This is a genomic window from Nocardia sp. 852002-20019_SCH5090214 (genome assembly GCF_001665865.1).
GTDB lineage: Bacteria > Actinomycetota > Actinomycetes > Mycobacteriales > Mycobacteriaceae > Nocardia > Nocardia nova.
The window spans coordinates 1-15,026 of sequence record NZ_LZMK01000078.1 but is presented as its reverse complement, the minus strand read 5'-3'; the positions used below and the strand labels follow the sequence as shown (position 1 = coordinate 15,026).

Genomic DNA, 15,026 nt, shown 5'->3' with positions numbered 1-15,026 from the left:
GTGGTTCTCGGCCGCCTCGATTGTGGACTGACGGAGCGAGGGAGCGCAGCGACTGAGCGGAGGAGGGAAAAATCGAGGCCTGAGGGCCGAGAACCCCGCCGGAGCGAAGCGGAGGCCGAAAACATAGACTCGATTGGTCGCTCTGATTCGCCGATCTGTGCAGCCGGGAGTTTCTTTCATGCCGAGCCATCGCCCACCTCTTGCGGGACTGGCCGAGGTGGCCGGTGCCGATGCCGCGCTGAGTCAGGTTCGGGAATTGATCGGGCGCTCCTCGGTGCAACTGGTCGCGCCCTCGGCGATCCGGCCGTTCGTGGCGGCGACCGTCGCGGCCGCGCGGCCGCTGGTGGTGGTGACCGCTACCGGGCGGGAGGCCGACGATCTGACCGTCGAGCTGAGCGAGATCATCGGCGATCGGGTCGCGCTGTTCCCGTCCTGGGAGACGCTGCCGCACGAACGATTGTCGCCCAGCGCCGACACCGTGGGCCGGCGGTTGCAGGTGCTGCGGCGGCTGGCGCATCCGGAGGATCCGGGCCATCCGGAACCGCTGCAGGTGGTGGTCACCACGGTCCGGTCGCTCATGCAGCCGATGGCCCCCGGACTGGGCGAGATCGAACCCATCGTGCTGCGCGTCGGCGCCGAATTCGATTTCGACGAATTGACCACGCGGCTGGTCGAATTCGCCTACGAGCGCGCCGATATGGTCGGCAAGCGTGGCGAATTCGCGGTCCGCGGCGGCATTCTCGACATTTTCCCGCCCACCGCCGATCACCCGGTGCGTGTGGAATTCTGGGGCGACGAGATCAGTGAACTGCGCGCGTTCTCGGTCGCCGATCAGCGTTCGCTCACCGAGGTCGAGGTGGATCTCGTTGTGGCGCAGCCCTGCCGGGAACTGTTGCTGACCGAGGACCTGCGCGAATCCGCGGCGAAGGTGGCCGCGGACAACCCGGCCGACGCGGCGCTGGTCGAAATGCTGGAGAAGCTGGCGCAGGGCATCCCCGTGGAGGGTATGGAGGCGCTGCTGCCGGTGCTGCGGCCGGGCGAGCTCCAGTTGCTCACCGATGTGGTGCCGACGCAGTCGCATGTGCTGCTGTGCGATCCGGAGAAGATCCGCACCCGCGCCGCCGATCTGGTCCGCACCGGACAGGAATTCCTCGAGGCGTCGTGGACGGCAGCCTCCTTCGGCGGTTCGGCCCCGTTGGGCGCGCACGGTCTGGATCTGGCGTCCTCGGCGTATCGCGGCCTGGATGTCGTGCGGGCCGGTGTCGAGTCGCGCGGATTGCCGTGGTGGACGCTGAGCCCGCTGGCCGCCGACGACCCCGCGGAGATCGTGCTGCCGGTGCTGTCGGCCCCGGCGGCCCGCGGTTCGGAGGAACTGGTCGCGACCGTCTTCGCCTCGCTGCGCGCGCACGTGACCACCGGTGGGCGCGCGGTGATCGTGGTCGCGGGACACGGTACGGCGCAACGCATTCAGGAACGCCTCGCCGATGCCGAGGTGCCGGCCGCGGCGCTCGAGCCGGGCGCCGAACCGGTGCGCGGGCTGGTCGGTGTGCTGTGCGGTTCACTGCACGACGGCATCGTGTTCGACGACGCGAAACTGGTCGTCATCGCCGAATCCGATCTGACCGGCAACCGCGTCACCGCGCCCGGCGAGGGGAAGAAGCTCCCCGCCCGCCGGCGCAATCAGGTCGATCCGCTGGCTTTGAGCTCGGGCGATATGGTCGTGCACGATCAGCACGGCATCGGCCGGTTCGTGGAGATGATCGAACGCACCGTCGGCGGCGCTCGGCGCGAATACCTGGTGATCGAATACGCGCCCAGCAAGCGCGGCCAGCCCGGCGACCGGTTGTACGTGCCGATGGACTCGCTGGATCAGCTCTCCCGCTACGTGGGCGGGGAGATGCCGAGTCTGTCCAAACTCGGAGGATCCGACTGGGCGAATACGAAACGCAAGGCGCGCAAGGCCGTTCGCGAGATCGCCACCGAACTCGTGCAGTTGTACGCCGCGCGGCAGGCCGCGCCCGGCCACGCGTTCGCCCCCGATACGCCGTGGCAGCAGGAGATGGAGGACGCGTTCGCGTTCACCGAGACCCACGACCAGCTCACCGCTATCGCCGAGGTGAAGGCCGATATGGAGCGCCCGGTCCCGATGGACCGGGTGATCTGCGGCGACGTCGGCTACGGCAAGACCGAGATCGCGGTGCGCGCGGCGTTCAAGGCCGTTCAGGACGGTAAGCAGGTCGCCGTACTGGTGCCGACAACGCTGCTGGCACAGCAACATCTGCAGACCTTCGCCGAACGCGTCGCCGGATTCCCGGTCACGGTGAAGGGTCTGTCCCGCTTCACCGATCCGGCGGAATCGCGCGAGGTGATCGACGGTATGGCCACCGGTGAGGTCGACATCGTGGTCGGCACGCACCGGCTGCTGCAGACCGGTCTGCGGTGGAAGGAACTCGGCCTCGTGATCATCGACGAGGAGCAGCGGTTCGGCGTCGAGCACAAGGAACACATCAAGGCGCTGCGCACCCACGTCGACGTGCTGACCATGTCGGCCACGCCGATTCCGCGCACCCTGGAGATGAGTCTGGCCGGGATCCGCGAGATGTCGACCATTCTCACCCCGCCCGAGGAGCGCCACCCCGTCCTCACCTACGTCGGCGGCTACAACGACAAGCAGGTGGCCGCTGCCGTGCGCCGCGAACTGCTGCGCGACGGCCAGGTCTTCTACGTGCACAACCGCGTCTCCTCGATCGACAAGGCCGCCAAGCGAATTCGCGATCTGGTGCCCGAGGCGCGGGTGGCGGTGGCGCACGGCCAGATGAACGAGGACACGCTGGAGAAGACCGTGCAGGGCTTCTGGGAGCGCGAGTTCGACGTGCTGGTGTGCACCACGATCATCGAGACCGGTCTGGACATCTCCAACGCCAATACACTGATCGTCGAACGGGCCGACGCTCTGGGACTTTCGCAGCTGCACCAGCTGCGCGGCCGGGTCGGGCGCAGCCGGGAACGCGGATACGCCTACTTCCTGTACCCGGGCGAGAAGCCGCTCACCGAAACGGCCTACGACCGCCTCGCCACCATCTCGCAGAACTCCGATCTCGGCGCGGGTATGGCCGTGGCGATGAAGGACCTCGAAATCCGCGGCGCCGGAAACGTTCTCGGCGCCGAACAGTCCGGACATGTCGCCGGCGTCGGCTTCGATCTCTACGTGCGCCTGGTCGGTGAGGCGGTGGAGGCCTATCGCGCCGCCGCCGACGGCCGGCCGATCACGACCGAGGAAGAGGTCAAGGAGGTGCGGATCGACCTGCCGGTGGATGCGCACATTCCGCCCGACTACATCGCCAGCGACCGGCTGCGGCTGGAGGCCTACCGCAAACTGGCTGCGGCACAGGATGATTCGGCGCTCGCGGCCGTGGTGGAGGAGCTCGTCGACCGGTACGGCCCGCTGCCGGTGGAGGTCGGCCGGTTGGTGTCGGTCGCCAAGTTGCGACTGCTGTGCCGCGAGTACGGCATCCAGGAGGTCGGTGTCACGGGCACCACGCTGAAGGTGTCGCCGCTGCAGCTGCCCGATTCGAAGCAGATGCGGCTCAAGCGGCTGTATCCGAGTGCGAACTACCGGCCCACCACGGGCATCGTGCAGCTGCCGCTGCCGCGGGTGGAGGACAGCGTCGGCGCGGCGCGGGTGCGCGATGTGCAGTTGTTGCAGTTCGTCGCCGATCTGCTGCTGGCGCTCGACGGCAAGCCGAAGGGCATGGTCGACCTCGCGATGGGCGCGGAGGTCGCGGTCGGGTGAGCGAGGACCGGGGCGAGCGCCCGTCGGGCGGAACCGACGACGCCGCGGCTGATTCCGCACGGGTCGCGCACGGCCTGACCGAGGCCGTCGAGGTCATGGACCGGCTGTGGGATTTCGGTGGCTGGGAGGTCACCCAGACCCACGACTCGCTGCGGCCGTATCTGCTGGAGGAGACCTACGAACTCCTCGACGCCATCCAGCACGGCGATGCGGAGACGATCAAGGAGGAACTCGGCGATCTGCTGCTGCAGGTGCTGTTCCATTCCCGGATCGCGCAGGCCGCAGGCGAATTCACGGTCGACGATGTGGCCGCGGCGTTGGTCGCGAAACTGGTGCACCGCAGTCCGCATCTGTCGGATCCGGTCGTGGACGCCGGTGCGGATGTGGCCGCGAAGGTCGCCGCCCAGGAAAGGGCCTGGGAGGAACGCAAACTCACCGAGAAGGCGCGCCGCTCCTGCCTGGACGGGATCGCGATGGCGCAACCCGCGCTGGCGCTGGCGGAGAAAGTTCGCTCCCGTAGCGCGAAGGCGGGATTGCCCGAGGATCTGGTCCCGGAGGAGCTGCGGGTGATTCACCTGGGCGGACCCGAAAGTGCCGAGGAGCGGCTCCGCAAGGCCACGCTGGACTTCGCGGCGCGAATCCGGGCCGCCGAGGACGCGGCCGAGCGGACCCGCGGCGTACGCGGACCGCTGGGTCCCGACGAGTGGCGCGCCCATTGGGAAACCTTCGCCGACTCGCTGGGGGACCGGCAGCGCCGGCCGTGAGGTCGCGCCCGGTCGGCTCGCCCGTGTCGGGTGGTCAGGAGCCTTCCGCGAGATAGCGTTCGACGGTCTCGACCTTCGACGTGAGGGCGCCGGTGACTCCCGGACGAATATCGGCCTTGATCACGAGGCTGCAGCGCGGCGCGACCGCGAGGACGGCGTCGGAGGCCTGCTTGATGACCGCCATCACCTCGTCCCATTCCCCCTCGAGCGTGGTGAACATGGCGTTGGTCTCGTTCGGCAGCCCGCTGGCGCGGACGATGCGGACGGCTTCGGCGACGGCACGGCCCACATCGGCGCCGGTGCCGAGCGGGGTGACCGAGAAGGCGGCGATCATGCTGTCAATTCTTCGCGTCGACCATCTGCTGCAGGGTGGCGACACGCGAGCGGAGGTATTCGAGTTCCGGTTCGTCGAGAACCGTGCGCTGGATGCCCGCCTCGACCTCGAACGCGCCCTGGCGGTGGTCGTCGATCACCTCGACATCGATGGCGACGGCCACATAGTCCTCGGCGCCGGGCATCGGATCGGCGATCACCCGCGCGCGACCGCGGGCGCACAGGGCCACATTGCCGCCGCCGAGGATCAGCAGCGCGACGTCGGGACGTTTGCGCAGCCGGGCCAGCGACCCGCGATCGAACTTGAGGCTCAACAGGATTCGCCGATCGTCGGCGCGCACCGGCCAGCTCACGGGAATCGCGTGCGGCGACGGATCGGTGGTCACCAGGACGGCGATGGTGTCCAGCGGCCAGGTGGGCAGGATGTCCAGTTCGGGATGCTCGGTCGCGGGCTGCTGACGTTCTCCGGCACTGGCTACCATCTCGTCACCTCACGGTCGGCTCACGCGGCGGCATCGGCCGCGACTGGCACCCCAGTGTAAACCGTTGTGCCGCTTACTTGCTGGGGTGCGAGCCGCCGAGCTGAACCGCACTGGTGGTAGGGGTGCGTACGGATCAGTTGAGGCTGTCGGCCAATTGGCGGGGTTCGGCGATCTCGCGGTGATGCAGCAGCGAGAAATATCGCCGCAGCATCAGCACGGCCGTCGCGGCCAGGCCCGCGGTCAGCCCCCACCACACGCCGCTCGCGCCCAGACCCAGCGGGAAGGCGAGCAGCAACGCCGTCGGCAGTCCGACGATCCAATAACCCACCAGCGACAACCGGAATCCGGCCCGGGTGTCCTTGATCCCGCGCAGCAGGCCGTTGCCGATGTTCTGCGCGGCGTCGAAGAACTGCAGGACGACGGCGATCAGCAGCAGGCTGTGCGCGAGCTCGATGGTGGCCCCGTCGCGGCCGGTGAGGAACGGACGCAGCACCAGATCGGGCGCCGCGACGTACAGGACGCCGACCACGGCGGCCACCACGGCCGCCTGCCGCAACACCAGCCAGGCCAGATTCTGGGCGCGGCGGAACTCGTCGCGGGCCACGGCCCGGCTGACCAGGATCGAGACCCCGTGCGAGAGCCCCACCGCGACCTGGAACACGATGTAGACGAGCTGATACACCACGTTGTGCGCGGCCAGCGCCGCCGGGCCGAGCGTGCCCATCGCCAAGGCCAGTACCGAGAACATGCCGGCCTCGGAGCCGTAGGTGAGGGCGATCGGCGCGCCGAGCCGCAGTTCCGCCGTGACCGTTCGCCGGCGTACCGGCCACATCCGCATCGGCAGCGTCGGCGCCAGCGCGGCGTCGCGGCGCACCATCACCCAGAACACCGCGAAGGTGACGAGGAAGACGACCGAGGACGCCACGCCGACGCCGGTCAGTCCCAGGGCGGGCAGTCCGGCCCAGCCGTGGATCAGCGCCAGCGCGACCACCGCGTTCAAGGCCACCGAGCCGAGCGTCACCACCAGCAGTGCCTGCGGCTTTTGCATGCCGACGGTGTACTGGCGCAATACCTGGAACCACAGGCACGGCAGCAGGCCGGGGGCGAGCGCCACCATCATCGGCCGGGCCGCGGCCAGCACCGCCGCGTCTTGGCCCAGCCACTGCAGCGACCAGCCCAGGCCGACCAGGATGAGACCGCCGAGCAACCCCGCCGCGGTCGCGATGAGGAAGCTCGATCGGACCACATCGCGGATCTCGGGCTCGGGGCTGCGGTGCTGCTTCTCGGCCCGGCTCACCACGGTTGCCACCTGATTGCCACTGGCGGTGATCAACCCGACGCACATGGTGCGGATCTGGTTGAACAACACCAGTGCCAGCCCGCCGGCCGCCACCTGGTCGACGCCGAGGCTGCCCATCAACGCGATATTGGTGGTCGAGATCGCGACCTGGGCCAGTTGGGTCAGCGCGATGGGCGTCGCGAGTGCCGTCAGCCGACGTCCGTCGCCGCGGGGTGTGGCGGCGGTCATGCCCGGACCTCCCGGGCATCGCCCGGATTCATCGAGCCCCCACGAGATTTCGTGCCTCGGACGCGGCCGGGGCTCCGGGGGCGTAGCGGTCCAGCAGGTCGGTGACCGTGTGCTCGGCGGTGCGATCGAGCAGATCGCGATCGCTCATCCATTCGTCGTCGAAGACCGTGTCGAGATACTTCTCGCCGCCGTCGCAGACGATGGTGACGATCGTCGAGCCCGGTTCGAATTCCTCGAGCCGCTGCAGTGCCACGTACACCGAGCCGCCCGCCGATCCGCCGATGAGCAGACCGGAACGCTGCGCGACCGCGCGGGCGGTGGCGAAGGCGTCCACGTCCGAGACGGTGACTCCCTCGTCCAGCAGCGAATAGTCCACGGCCGTACCGACGGTCGCGCCGGGCGGGGTGCCGGTGCCGGACTGCCAGTACGGTCCGCCCGGCCCGCCGAAGGCGATCGATCCGACCGGTTCCACCCCGATCACCCGCGCGGGATGGCCCAGGTCGCGCAGCCGTCGCGCGGTGCCGAACAACGATCCGCCGGTGCCGACCGCCGACAGCAGGATGTCGACATGTCCGAGGTCGGCCAGCAACTCTTCGGCGACGGCGTAGTAGCCGACCGGATTGGCCTCGTTATTGTGCTGTTCGGTGAAGTAGGCGTCCGGCCGCGCGGCCGCCATCGCCTCGGCCAGATCCTCCCGGGCGGAGGTGGCCAGGCTGTCGTCGCCCTCGGCGGCGACGTAGACGAGGTCGGCACCCATGGCTCGCATCGCGCGCAGTTTGTCCTTACAGGCGTGGTGGTCCACGACTGCGGTGAATCGATAGCCGCGTTCGGCCGCGACCACCGCCAGTCCCAGTCCGGTATTTCCGGATGTGGACTCGATAATATGTCCGCCATCTCTCAGCAAACCCCGGCGTTCGGCATCGAGCACCATTTCGCGGGCCATCCGGATCTTCGCCGCGCCGGTCGGATTGCACTGTTCGAGTTTCAGTAGCAGCCGAGTGCCGCCGTCGGTGACGGCCAGCTCGAACAGGGGAGTGTTTCCGATCAGGTCCGTCACGCGCGTGACGATCGGCATGCGAGTCTCCTCGGGGTTGTGGTGGGGAAACGGGGCTATCGTTCGAGCGCCCAGCGCAGCCGCGGCGGCTGCGCGGGATCCGTGTCCGGGCTGCTCGACAGCAGCACCTTCGGCGGGATGGGGAGATCGTGGAACGACGATTCGTTCGAATCCATCTGATACCCGGCGGTATTCGGGTAGACGAGCAGATCGCCGACCACGGCCGGACGTGGCAGCGGAATGCGCCGCCAGCTCAGCATGTCCGATTCCAGGCAGGTCGCGGCGCCGACGCAGGCCGGAGTCACCGCACCCGGCCGCATCGGCCACAGCACCGGGTCGGGCAGATATTCGCTGTCGAACCATTGCTCGGACAGGCTCAGGCTGGTGCCGTCGACGGTGAGCAGCTGGTAGGGAATCGACTGTGCCGTCCGCGTTTTCACGCCCTGAACGCGGAACACGGTGCTGCCCGCGCGGTCCAGCAGTGCGCGCCCCGGCTCGACGGCGAGCCGAATAGCATGAGCGCGCAGAACTTTCGCCAGATCGCCGTGGTCGAGGATGGCGGCCAGCGCGGCCGATCCGGCCGGACGCTGGTGGTAGGGGTAATAGGAATCGAACGTCTTGTCCGCGTGGAACCAGTGCGGACCGTGTGCCTCGGTGAAGGCGCGCCAGGCCGTGTCCGACAGGTACTCGACGCCGAATCCGCCGCCGATGGAGATGGTGGTGACCGGATGTCCGAGGGCGCGGGCGTGCCGGCAGCGGTCTACCAGTGCGGCCGCCAATTCCGAACGGGCGATCGGGTCGTAGCCGGAGAGGTGAAAGCTGAACCCCTCCAATCGGATCGGGGCCGGATCGGCGCGGTGCAGCACCGTGTCGAGCTCGATGTCGGTCATGCCGAATCGGCTGGTCGAATCCGGCGGGAGTACCCGCAGCAGCACGCGGGCGGTGGCGCCGAGGCCGGTGAGCCGGGCGAGTTCGCCGGGGTCGTCGACGGCGATCAGGGCGCCGTGCCGGGTGGCCAGCCACAGCAGATCATCGGATTTGGCCGGTCCGGTCACCACCAGATCGTGACCCCGGATGCCGTTGGCCAGAGCCGAACTCAGCTCGCCGACGCTGGCGACATCGACGCCGGCGCCGTGTTCGGCGCACACCCGCACCACGGCCGCGGACTTGTTGGCCTTCTTGCCGTAGTAGATCGCGCCGTCCACCCCGTGGCGCCGGAACTGCTCGCGGAAGCCGTCGATGTTGACTCCCACCCGCTCCGGGTACAGCACGTGGAACGGGCCGCCGACCGCGTAGGCGATGTCGTCGAGCAGATGGGCGTCGGCCAGCAGTAGGCGCTCCCACTCGTCCCGGTGAGCGGGGAGGGGCGGCGCTGTGATCGAAGGAGAGGTCAACGTATCGTCGGGCGCCTGCGTACTCCGGCTCGCGGTCACCGCGTCGTCTCCGAGGCCGACGACCGCTTCGAGTCACCGAAAGTTGTTTGCGCAGTGGGCATACCGCATGGGCGCGCTCGCCGCGCTGTCGCCGGGCGGCCCGCGCGTGGTGTAGCGGGCGGCTGGATCGTCGTCCGGTTCGCGGCCGGCCGGGACGAACGCGTAGCGCCAGGGGTGTGCGCCCCGGTCAGTCCCACAGCGGCACCTCCGTGCCCCGGCCCTCGGCGATGGCGCGTTCGGCCAGCGCGTGCGCGACGGCGATATCGGTGAGGACCAGGCCGCTGTTGTAGACGAACAGACGTTCGTCGGGCCTCGTGCGCGCCGTCGCCCGACGTCCGAGAATCGCGGGCAGTTCCGCGTCCACCGACCGCAGCCGACCGTCCGGCCCGGTCATATCGGTGCCGGTCAGCGCCATCTGTTCGGCACTGGTCGCGACCACCCGATCGGCATCGGTCAAAGTCGACGGCGCCAGTCCGTAACCGACCAGCACGGCCACCGAACCCGGTGCCAGATCATCGGATTCGAGGGCGACCTGCGTGCCGGGCCCGGCGGTCGCGAGCACCACATCGGCCGTCGCCGCCGCGGCGCGCGGATCGTCGACCACGTCGAGATCCAGGTGCGGCGCGTGCGCGCGCAGGTGGGTGCCCACCGCTTCCAGCCCCTCGGGGTGGGTGCCGAACACCATCAGCCGGTTCAACTGCGGATTCGCGGCGAGCAAGTGCGGCAGGGCGTTTCGGCCCTGGGTGCCGGTGCCGATCAGCAGCACGCTGCGCGCACCCGGCCGCACCGTCTCGCGAACCAGCAGCGCCGACACCGCCGGTGTGCGCAGCGCGCCGACCCGCGCGCAGTCCATCATCGCGATCGGGGTGCCGGTCGCGTCGTCGTAGAGGGTGATGGTGGTGTAGTAGCGCTTGGTGCTGCGGTCGTGGCTCGGATCGAATTTGTACGAGGTCTTCATCGCGACCACCCGGCGGCGGCCGTCGCGCCCGAGCATCGCGTACGCCACCGACCAGCCGTCCGGATGCGCCACGCTGAGCTTGCGGGGGTTGTCCGAATCGCCCTGTGCCAGGGCCAGATAGGCGTCCTCGACAGCGCGCACCACCTCGTTGGGCGCGATCGGGACATCGGCGAGATCGCTGCGGCTGAGTACGCGCAACGGGGTGGGGCGGCTGCTCACTGCGGTCCTCGGTTCACTGGTCGGTTCATCGGGGCGAGATATTCGGTGCCGCATAGCGATTCGGCGTGAACGGCCGCACCGTCCGCTGTCCGTATCCGCTTTCACCGGACTCGGCCGGTGCGCGGCGGCGTGCCAGCCGGATGTTGACCCGCTTGAGCCAGCGGTCGGTCCCGTCGTATCGGGGCGTGAAGGGAACCCGGCCGTGCACGACGACATCATTGTCCATCAGCAGCAACTCCCCCGGCTCCAACACCGCACGGTGACAGACTCGTTCCAATTCGGCGCCGAGATGGGAGTAGGCGCAACGGTATTCGGCCCCCGCGTCGTCGAGTGGAGTGTAGGCGGGGTCGTAGCGCAGGGTCGGCCCGCCGTCACCGGCGCCGACGGTGGCCACCGGGGCGGGGTGGTGCTCGCCGAAATCCTCGCCGTAGGAGACGTCGGGCAGGATCGGCAGTGTCGGTTCGGCGAGCAGCCGGCGCCCGTCCGCATCCAGGTTCACCTGGCGGACCGAGGAGATGGTGGTACCCACCCGGTCGGGATTGCGCAGACAGCCGAGCAACAGCAGATGTGCGCGCTCGGGATGGAAGGCGTCCTCGGTGTGCGGGCTCAGCAGCGTGGTGCTGCTGGCGCCGGACTGTTCGTGTTCGTGGCCGGGTGTGGGCAGGATGTTGTTGACCAGCCGCCCACCCTGCTGGCCCTGCCAGCCGAAGGGTTCGCCGGCGCAGCGGGCGAGCAGCAACAGGGCGATATCCAGGCGAAACGACTCCGGGCACGCCGGTTCGGCGGCATGGTTCCAGTCGGGCGGCGTGGGGCCGAGCTCGTCGTCGCGCACCGGCAGGCGGCCGATGATCGTCGCACCGGCGGGGGTGTCGGGCGGTCGCAGGGCGGTGCGCACCGCGGCCGGAAGTTCGGCGGCGTAGGCGTTCACGAGCCGGATCAGCGCCGGATCGGCGAGGGTGCGGCGGATCGGCGCGGAACCACCGGGGGTGCGGTCGAGTGTGATCGCGATCTCTTCGGCCGAACAGAACACGGCCGCCGCGGCTTCGGGGGCGAGCGTACGGCGGTCAATCGGTTCGATTTCTTCGTGCTGGGGTGTCTTACGTTCGCGGAGAACGTTTTTCACCAGGAGTTCCCTTCCTCGCAATGGGGATGAAGCAGGTGGTGAAGACTCGGACTGCGAAGTTAGTCGCTCCGTTGATCTTAAGCAAGGCTTACCTAAAGTACGCCGCTGGACATAGCGTTTCGGTATGGAACGGATGCGGGAAAGGTAGCTGCTCGTATGCCGGAGTCGGGTGGAGTGCGCCGTCACGGTGCGTGCCATCCGCGCGCGAATCTGGATGATGGAAACGTGCGTTCGACCATCCCCGGATTCCGGCCCCTCGCGTTCGCCGCCGTCGCGGCGGTCGCGCTGCTGTCCGGATGTGCGGGAACCGACAACCTGCCCCCGATTCCGGACGGCATTCCGCCCGGTGCGGGGGCACCGGTTCCGCCGATCGACCTCGATGCGCCCGGTCGCAGTGCCGAACAGTTGCGTGACTGGGCGCAAGCGCAGTCGGACGCGCTCGGCATCCCCACGGTCGCGCTCGAGGCCTACGGATACGCGGCCGAGGTCATGGCCCGGTCGCGTCCCGACTGCGGCATCGGCTGGACCACGATCGCGGGTATCGCGAGGGTGGAGAGCAAGCACGGCCGCCACGGCGGTTCCGCGCTGGATGCCGACGGCGAGGTCCGCCCGCCGATCCGCGGCATCCCCTTGGACGGATCACCCGGTGTCGCAAGGATTCTCGACGACGAGGCCACCGCACGCGCCGGCGCCCCGGTCTACGTGCGCGCCGAGGGGCCGTTCCAATTCCTGCCCGAAACCTGGCAGCACTGGGGTGTGGACGCCAACGGGGACGGTCGCGCGGATCCGGACAGCATCGACGACGCCTCGCTGACCGCCGCGCGCTACCTGTGCGCCAGCGGCGGCGATCTGCGCACCGCGGAGGGCTGGCAGAAGGCGGTGCTGACCTACAACCAGTCCACTACCTATATGGCGACCGTGCGGACGAAGGCGGCGGCATACAGCGTCGGCCGCCGCGCCTGACGACCGCGCGCCGGGCGACCGGGACCGCGTGCCCACCTGTGTCGTGCGGTCCGGACCGTACCCATTAGGCTCGCAGGCGCACGGGCCCGCCGTGCGACCTGCTCGTGGACGGCGGTGGGCAGGGCCCCCGAATTGATTGCCAGCAGCCGAAGGAGTGTCGTTTCGTGGCCATCATCGAACAGGTCGGAGCTCGCGAGATCCTGGATTCACGCGGTAACCCCACCGTCGAGGTCGAGATCGCTCTCGACGACGGCACGCTGACCCGCGCGGCGGTGCCGTCCGGCGCTTCCACCGGCGAGCACGAGGCCGTGGAGCTGCGCGACGGCGGCGACCGCTACGGCGGCAAGGGCGTTCGCAAGGCCGTCGAGGGTGTGCTGGACGAGATCGCACCGGCCGTGATCGGCCTGGACGCGGTCGAGCAGCGCACCGTCGACCAGGTGCTGCTGGATCTGGACGGCACCCCGGACAAGTCCCGCCTGGGCGCCAACGCCCTGCTGGGTGTATCGCTGGCGGTGGCCCGCGCGGCCGCCGAGTCCTCGGGCCTGGAACTGTTCCGCTACCTGGGCGGGCCGAACGCGCATGTGCTGCCGGTGCCCATGATGAACATCCTCAACGGTGGCGCCCACGCCGACACCAGTGTCGACGTGCAGGAATTCATGATCGCCCCGATCGGTGCGCCCACCTTCCGCGAGGCGCTGCGCTGGGGTGCCGAGGTCTACCACGCCCTCAAGGCCGAGCTGAAGTCCAAGGGCCTGTCCACCGGCCTCGGCGACGAGGGCGGTTTCGCCCCGGATCTGGCCGGCGGCACCCGCGAGGCGCTGGACCTGATCGCCTCGGCGATCGGCAAGGCCGGCTACAACCTCGGCAGCGATGTCGCGCTGGCTCTCGACGTGGCCGCGACCGAGTTCTACACCGCCGGAACGGGCTACAAGTTCGAGGGCACAGAGCGCACCGCCGAGCAGATGGCCGAGTTCTACAATGACCTGCTGGGCGCGTACCCGCTCGTCTCGATCGAGGACCCGCTGTCGGAGGACGACTGGGACGGCTGGGTCGCGCTGACCGACCTGATCGGCGACAAGATTCAGCTCGTCGGCGACGACCTGTTCGTCACCAACCCGGAGCGGCTCGAGGACGGCATCGCCAAGGGCGCCGCCAACGCGCTGCTGGTGAAGGTCAACCAGATCGGCACCCTCACCGAGACGCTGGACGCGGTCGAGCTGGCCCACCGCAACGGCTACAAGTCCATGATGAGCCACCGCTCGGGCGAGACCGAGGACACCACCATCGCCGATCTGGCGGTCGCGGTCGGCAGCGGTCAGATCAAGACCGGCGCCCCGGCCCGCAGCGAACGCGTCGCCAAGTACAACCAGCTGCTGCGCATCGAGGACGCGCTCGGTGATTCGGCTCGCTACGCCGGTGACGTCGCATTCCCCCGGTTCGTCTTCGAGGGGTAGTAGCCTCGTCAACGGTTGTGGCGTGCGGGGCCGGTCGATACAGCGGCCGGTCACCGCGCGGAACCGTTGCGCTGTGCGGTCGAATCGCAGCGCCGCTATGGAGGCAGGCGATTTCGAGGTGTGGGGATGACGGAGCGACGGGCGCGCGGTACCAGTCCGGCAGGACGCGGTGACCGCCGCTCGACGCGGTCGCCCCGGCCCGAGCGGACCGCGAACGGCTCCGCGCGCACGTCCGCCGGCAAACGGGCCGCGCAACGACGCCCGGCCGGCACGAAATCCGAACCGCGCACCACGCGCGCGAAGTCGAAGAAGTCCGAGGATCGCCACGATCGCCGGATTTTCGGGCTGTCGACCGGGCGGGCCGTCATTCTGGCCGCGGTGCTGTGCGCGCTCGCGCTGACCCTCGCCGTACCGATGCGCACGTATTTCAGTCAGCGTTCCGAATCGGTGCAATTGGCCGAACAGCGCCGCGATCTGGAAAACGATCTGACGCGGCTGCGCGACCGCCGCGCACAACAGGAAGATCCCGCCTACATCCGCTCCGAGGCCCGCGATCGGCTGCGCCTGGTGATGCCCGGCGACACCGCCTACATCGTGCAGGTGCCCGGCATCGAGCAGCCCGCGGTACCGGTGCCGACGAGCAGGCGCGGCGCGGTCTTCACGACCGCCGGTTGGCCGTCGGGCGTGCGATAAGCGATCGCGAGGACCCCGCGTGGCTCACGGCCGAGCTGGCGGGCCACGATCTCGAGATCCGCCTCGGCGGGCGTACCCTGCTCGGCACGCGCCTCGCCGGTCGAGGGCTCGGGCGTAGCGGGGTCGGTCACCGGGGTTCTCCTTCAGGATCGAGCGGTGGCCCAACACGTGGGTTTGTTCGTCGCTGGACATCGGTTGGTAGTGGTGGAGGAATCCGACGCGACTGTAG

The 15,026-nt window shown here is 69.3% G+C and carries 12 protein-coding genes and 1 pseudogene; 5 read left to right on the top strand and 8 right to left on the bottom strand.

All coding sequences use genetic code 11. The annotated features are described in order from the left end of the window. Window positions 1-178: 178 nt before the first annotated feature. Complete coding sequence (gene mfd / locus A5780_RS07350) at window positions 179-3,793, top strand: transcription-repair coupling factor (protein WP_063009353.1); 3,615 nt, start codon at window positions 179-181, stop codon at window positions 3,791-3,793. 95 nt (window positions 3,794-3,888) lie between these two features. Further along, window positions 3,889-4,557 carry a MazG family protein gene (locus A5780_RS07345; protein ID WP_081879464.1) on the top strand — a complete coding sequence of 223 codons (669 nt, stop codon included), beginning with the start codon at window positions 3,889-3,891 and terminating at the stop codon, window positions 4,555-4,557. A 34-nt stretch (window positions 4,558-4,591) separates the two neighbouring features. Here the strand turns inward: A5780_RS07345 and A5780_RS07340 are convergent, their stop codons facing one another. The 7 genes from A5780_RS07340 to A5780_RS07310 form a co-directional block, all read right to left on the bottom strand. Next, the gene (locus tag A5780_RS07340) at window positions 4,592-4,891 is read right to left on the bottom strand and encodes an MTH1187 family thiamine-binding protein (protein ID WP_030515242.1); all 300 of its coding nucleotides are present in this window, start codon (window positions 4,889-4,891) and stop codon (window positions 4,592-4,594) included. Between the two features lie 4 nt (window positions 4,892-4,895). After that, entirely contained in the window at window positions 4,896-5,372 is a 477-nt protein-coding gene (locus A5780_RS07335) for a pyridoxamine 5'-phosphate oxidase family protein (RefSeq protein ID WP_030515243.1), read from the bottom strand. Between the two features lie 133 nt (window positions 5,373-5,505). Beyond that, window positions 5,506-6,900 (bottom strand): MATE family efflux transporter, encoded by a 1,395-nt coding sequence (locus tag A5780_RS07330; RefSeq protein ID WP_064908087.1) that lies wholly within the window; start codon window positions 6,898-6,900, stop codon window positions 5,506-5,508. Between the two features lie 28 nt (window positions 6,901-6,928). Further along, a complete protein-coding gene (locus A5780_RS07325) occupies window positions 6,929-7,975 on the bottom strand; it encodes a PLP-dependent cysteine synthase family protein (RefSeq protein WP_064908086.1) in 1,047 nt (348 codons plus the stop codon). Window positions 7,976-8,010: 35 nt separating this feature from the next. Beyond that, on the bottom strand, window positions 8,011-9,387 hold the full coding sequence (locus A5780_RS07320) for a Y4yA family PLP-dependent enzyme (protein ID WP_197521686.1): 1,377 nt from the start codon (window positions 9,385-9,387) through the stop codon (window positions 8,011-8,013). A gap of 187 nt (window positions 9,388-9,574) precedes the next feature. Further along, window positions 9,575-10,564 (bottom strand): ornithine cyclodeaminase family protein, encoded by a 990-nt coding sequence (locus tag A5780_RS07315; RefSeq protein WP_231982881.1) that lies wholly within the window; start codon window positions 10,562-10,564, stop codon window positions 9,575-9,577. Between the two features lie 25 nt (window positions 10,565-10,589). Beyond that, window positions 10,590-11,687, bottom strand: coding sequence for a TauD/TfdA family dioxygenase (locus tag A5780_RS07310; protein ID WP_064908085.1), 1,098 nt, complete (start codon window positions 11,685-11,687; stop codon window positions 10,590-10,592). A 156-nt stretch (window positions 11,688-11,843) separates the two neighbouring features. Here A5780_RS07310 and A5780_RS07305 point away from each other — a divergent pair, with 156 nt between their 5' ends. The 3 genes from A5780_RS07305 (at window position 11,844) to A5780_RS07295 (ending at window position 14,797) form a co-directional block, all read left to right on the top strand. Then, the gene (locus A5780_RS07305) at window positions 11,844-12,650 is read left to right on the top strand and encodes a lytic transglycosylase domain-containing protein (RefSeq protein WP_082976328.1); all 807 of its coding nucleotides are present in this window, start codon (window positions 11,844-11,846) and stop codon (window positions 12,648-12,650) included. A gap of 164 nt (window positions 12,651-12,814) precedes the next feature. Next, entirely contained in the window at window positions 12,815-14,104 is a 1,290-nt protein-coding gene (gene eno, locus A5780_RS07300; RefSeq protein ID WP_063009361.1) for a phosphopyruvate hydratase, read from the top strand. Between the two features lie 126 nt (window positions 14,105-14,230). Then, window positions 14,231-14,797 (top strand): septum formation initiator family protein, encoded by a 567-nt coding sequence (locus A5780_RS07295; protein ID WP_082976327.1) that lies wholly within the window; start codon window positions 14,231-14,233, stop codon window positions 14,795-14,797. Here A5780_RS07295 and A5780_RS41745 read toward each other — a convergent pair. Beyond that, window positions 14,734-14,928 (bottom strand): annotated as a pseudogene (locus tag A5780_RS41745) (DUF501 domain-containing protein); the annotation flags it as partial. The gene A5780_RS07295 and the pseudogene A5780_RS41745 sit on opposite strands and share 64 nt — an antisense overlap. Window positions 14,929-15,026 lie beyond the last annotated feature (98 nt).

What these genes read in the sequence shown, in the direction of transcription:
- mfd (WP_063009353.1), top strand. Translation starts at nt 179, where the DNA reads ATGCCGAGCCATCGCCCACCTCTTGCGGGACTGGCCGAGGTGGCCGGT.
- A5780_RS07345 (WP_081879464.1), top strand. Translation starts at nt 3,889, where the DNA reads ATGGACCGGCTGTGGGATTTCGGTGGCTGGGAGGTCACCCAGACCCAC.
- A5780_RS07340 (WP_030515242.1), bottom strand. Translation starts at nt 4,891, where the DNA reads ATGATCGCCGCCTTCTCGGTCACCCCGCTCGGCACCGGCGCCGATGTG.
- A5780_RS07335 (WP_030515243.1), bottom strand. Translation starts at nt 5,372, where the DNA reads ATGGTAGCCAGTGCCGGAGAACGTCAGCAGCCCGCGACCGAGCATCCC.
- A5780_RS07330 (WP_064908087.1), bottom strand. Translation starts at nt 6,900, where the DNA reads ATGACCGCCGCCACACCCCGCGGCGACGGACGTCGGCTGACGGCACTC.
- A5780_RS07325 (WP_064908086.1), bottom strand. Translation starts at nt 7,975, where the DNA reads ATGCCGATCGTCACGCGCGTGACGGACCTGATCGGAAACACTCCCCTG.
- A5780_RS07305 (WP_082976328.1), top strand. Translation starts at nt 11,844, where the DNA reads ATGCCGGAGTCGGGTGGAGTGCGCCGTCACGGTGCGTGCCATCCGCGC.
- A5780_RS07295 (WP_082976327.1), top strand. Translation starts at nt 14,231, where the DNA reads ATGACGGAGCGACGGGCGCGCGGTACCAGTCCGGCAGGACGCGGTGAC.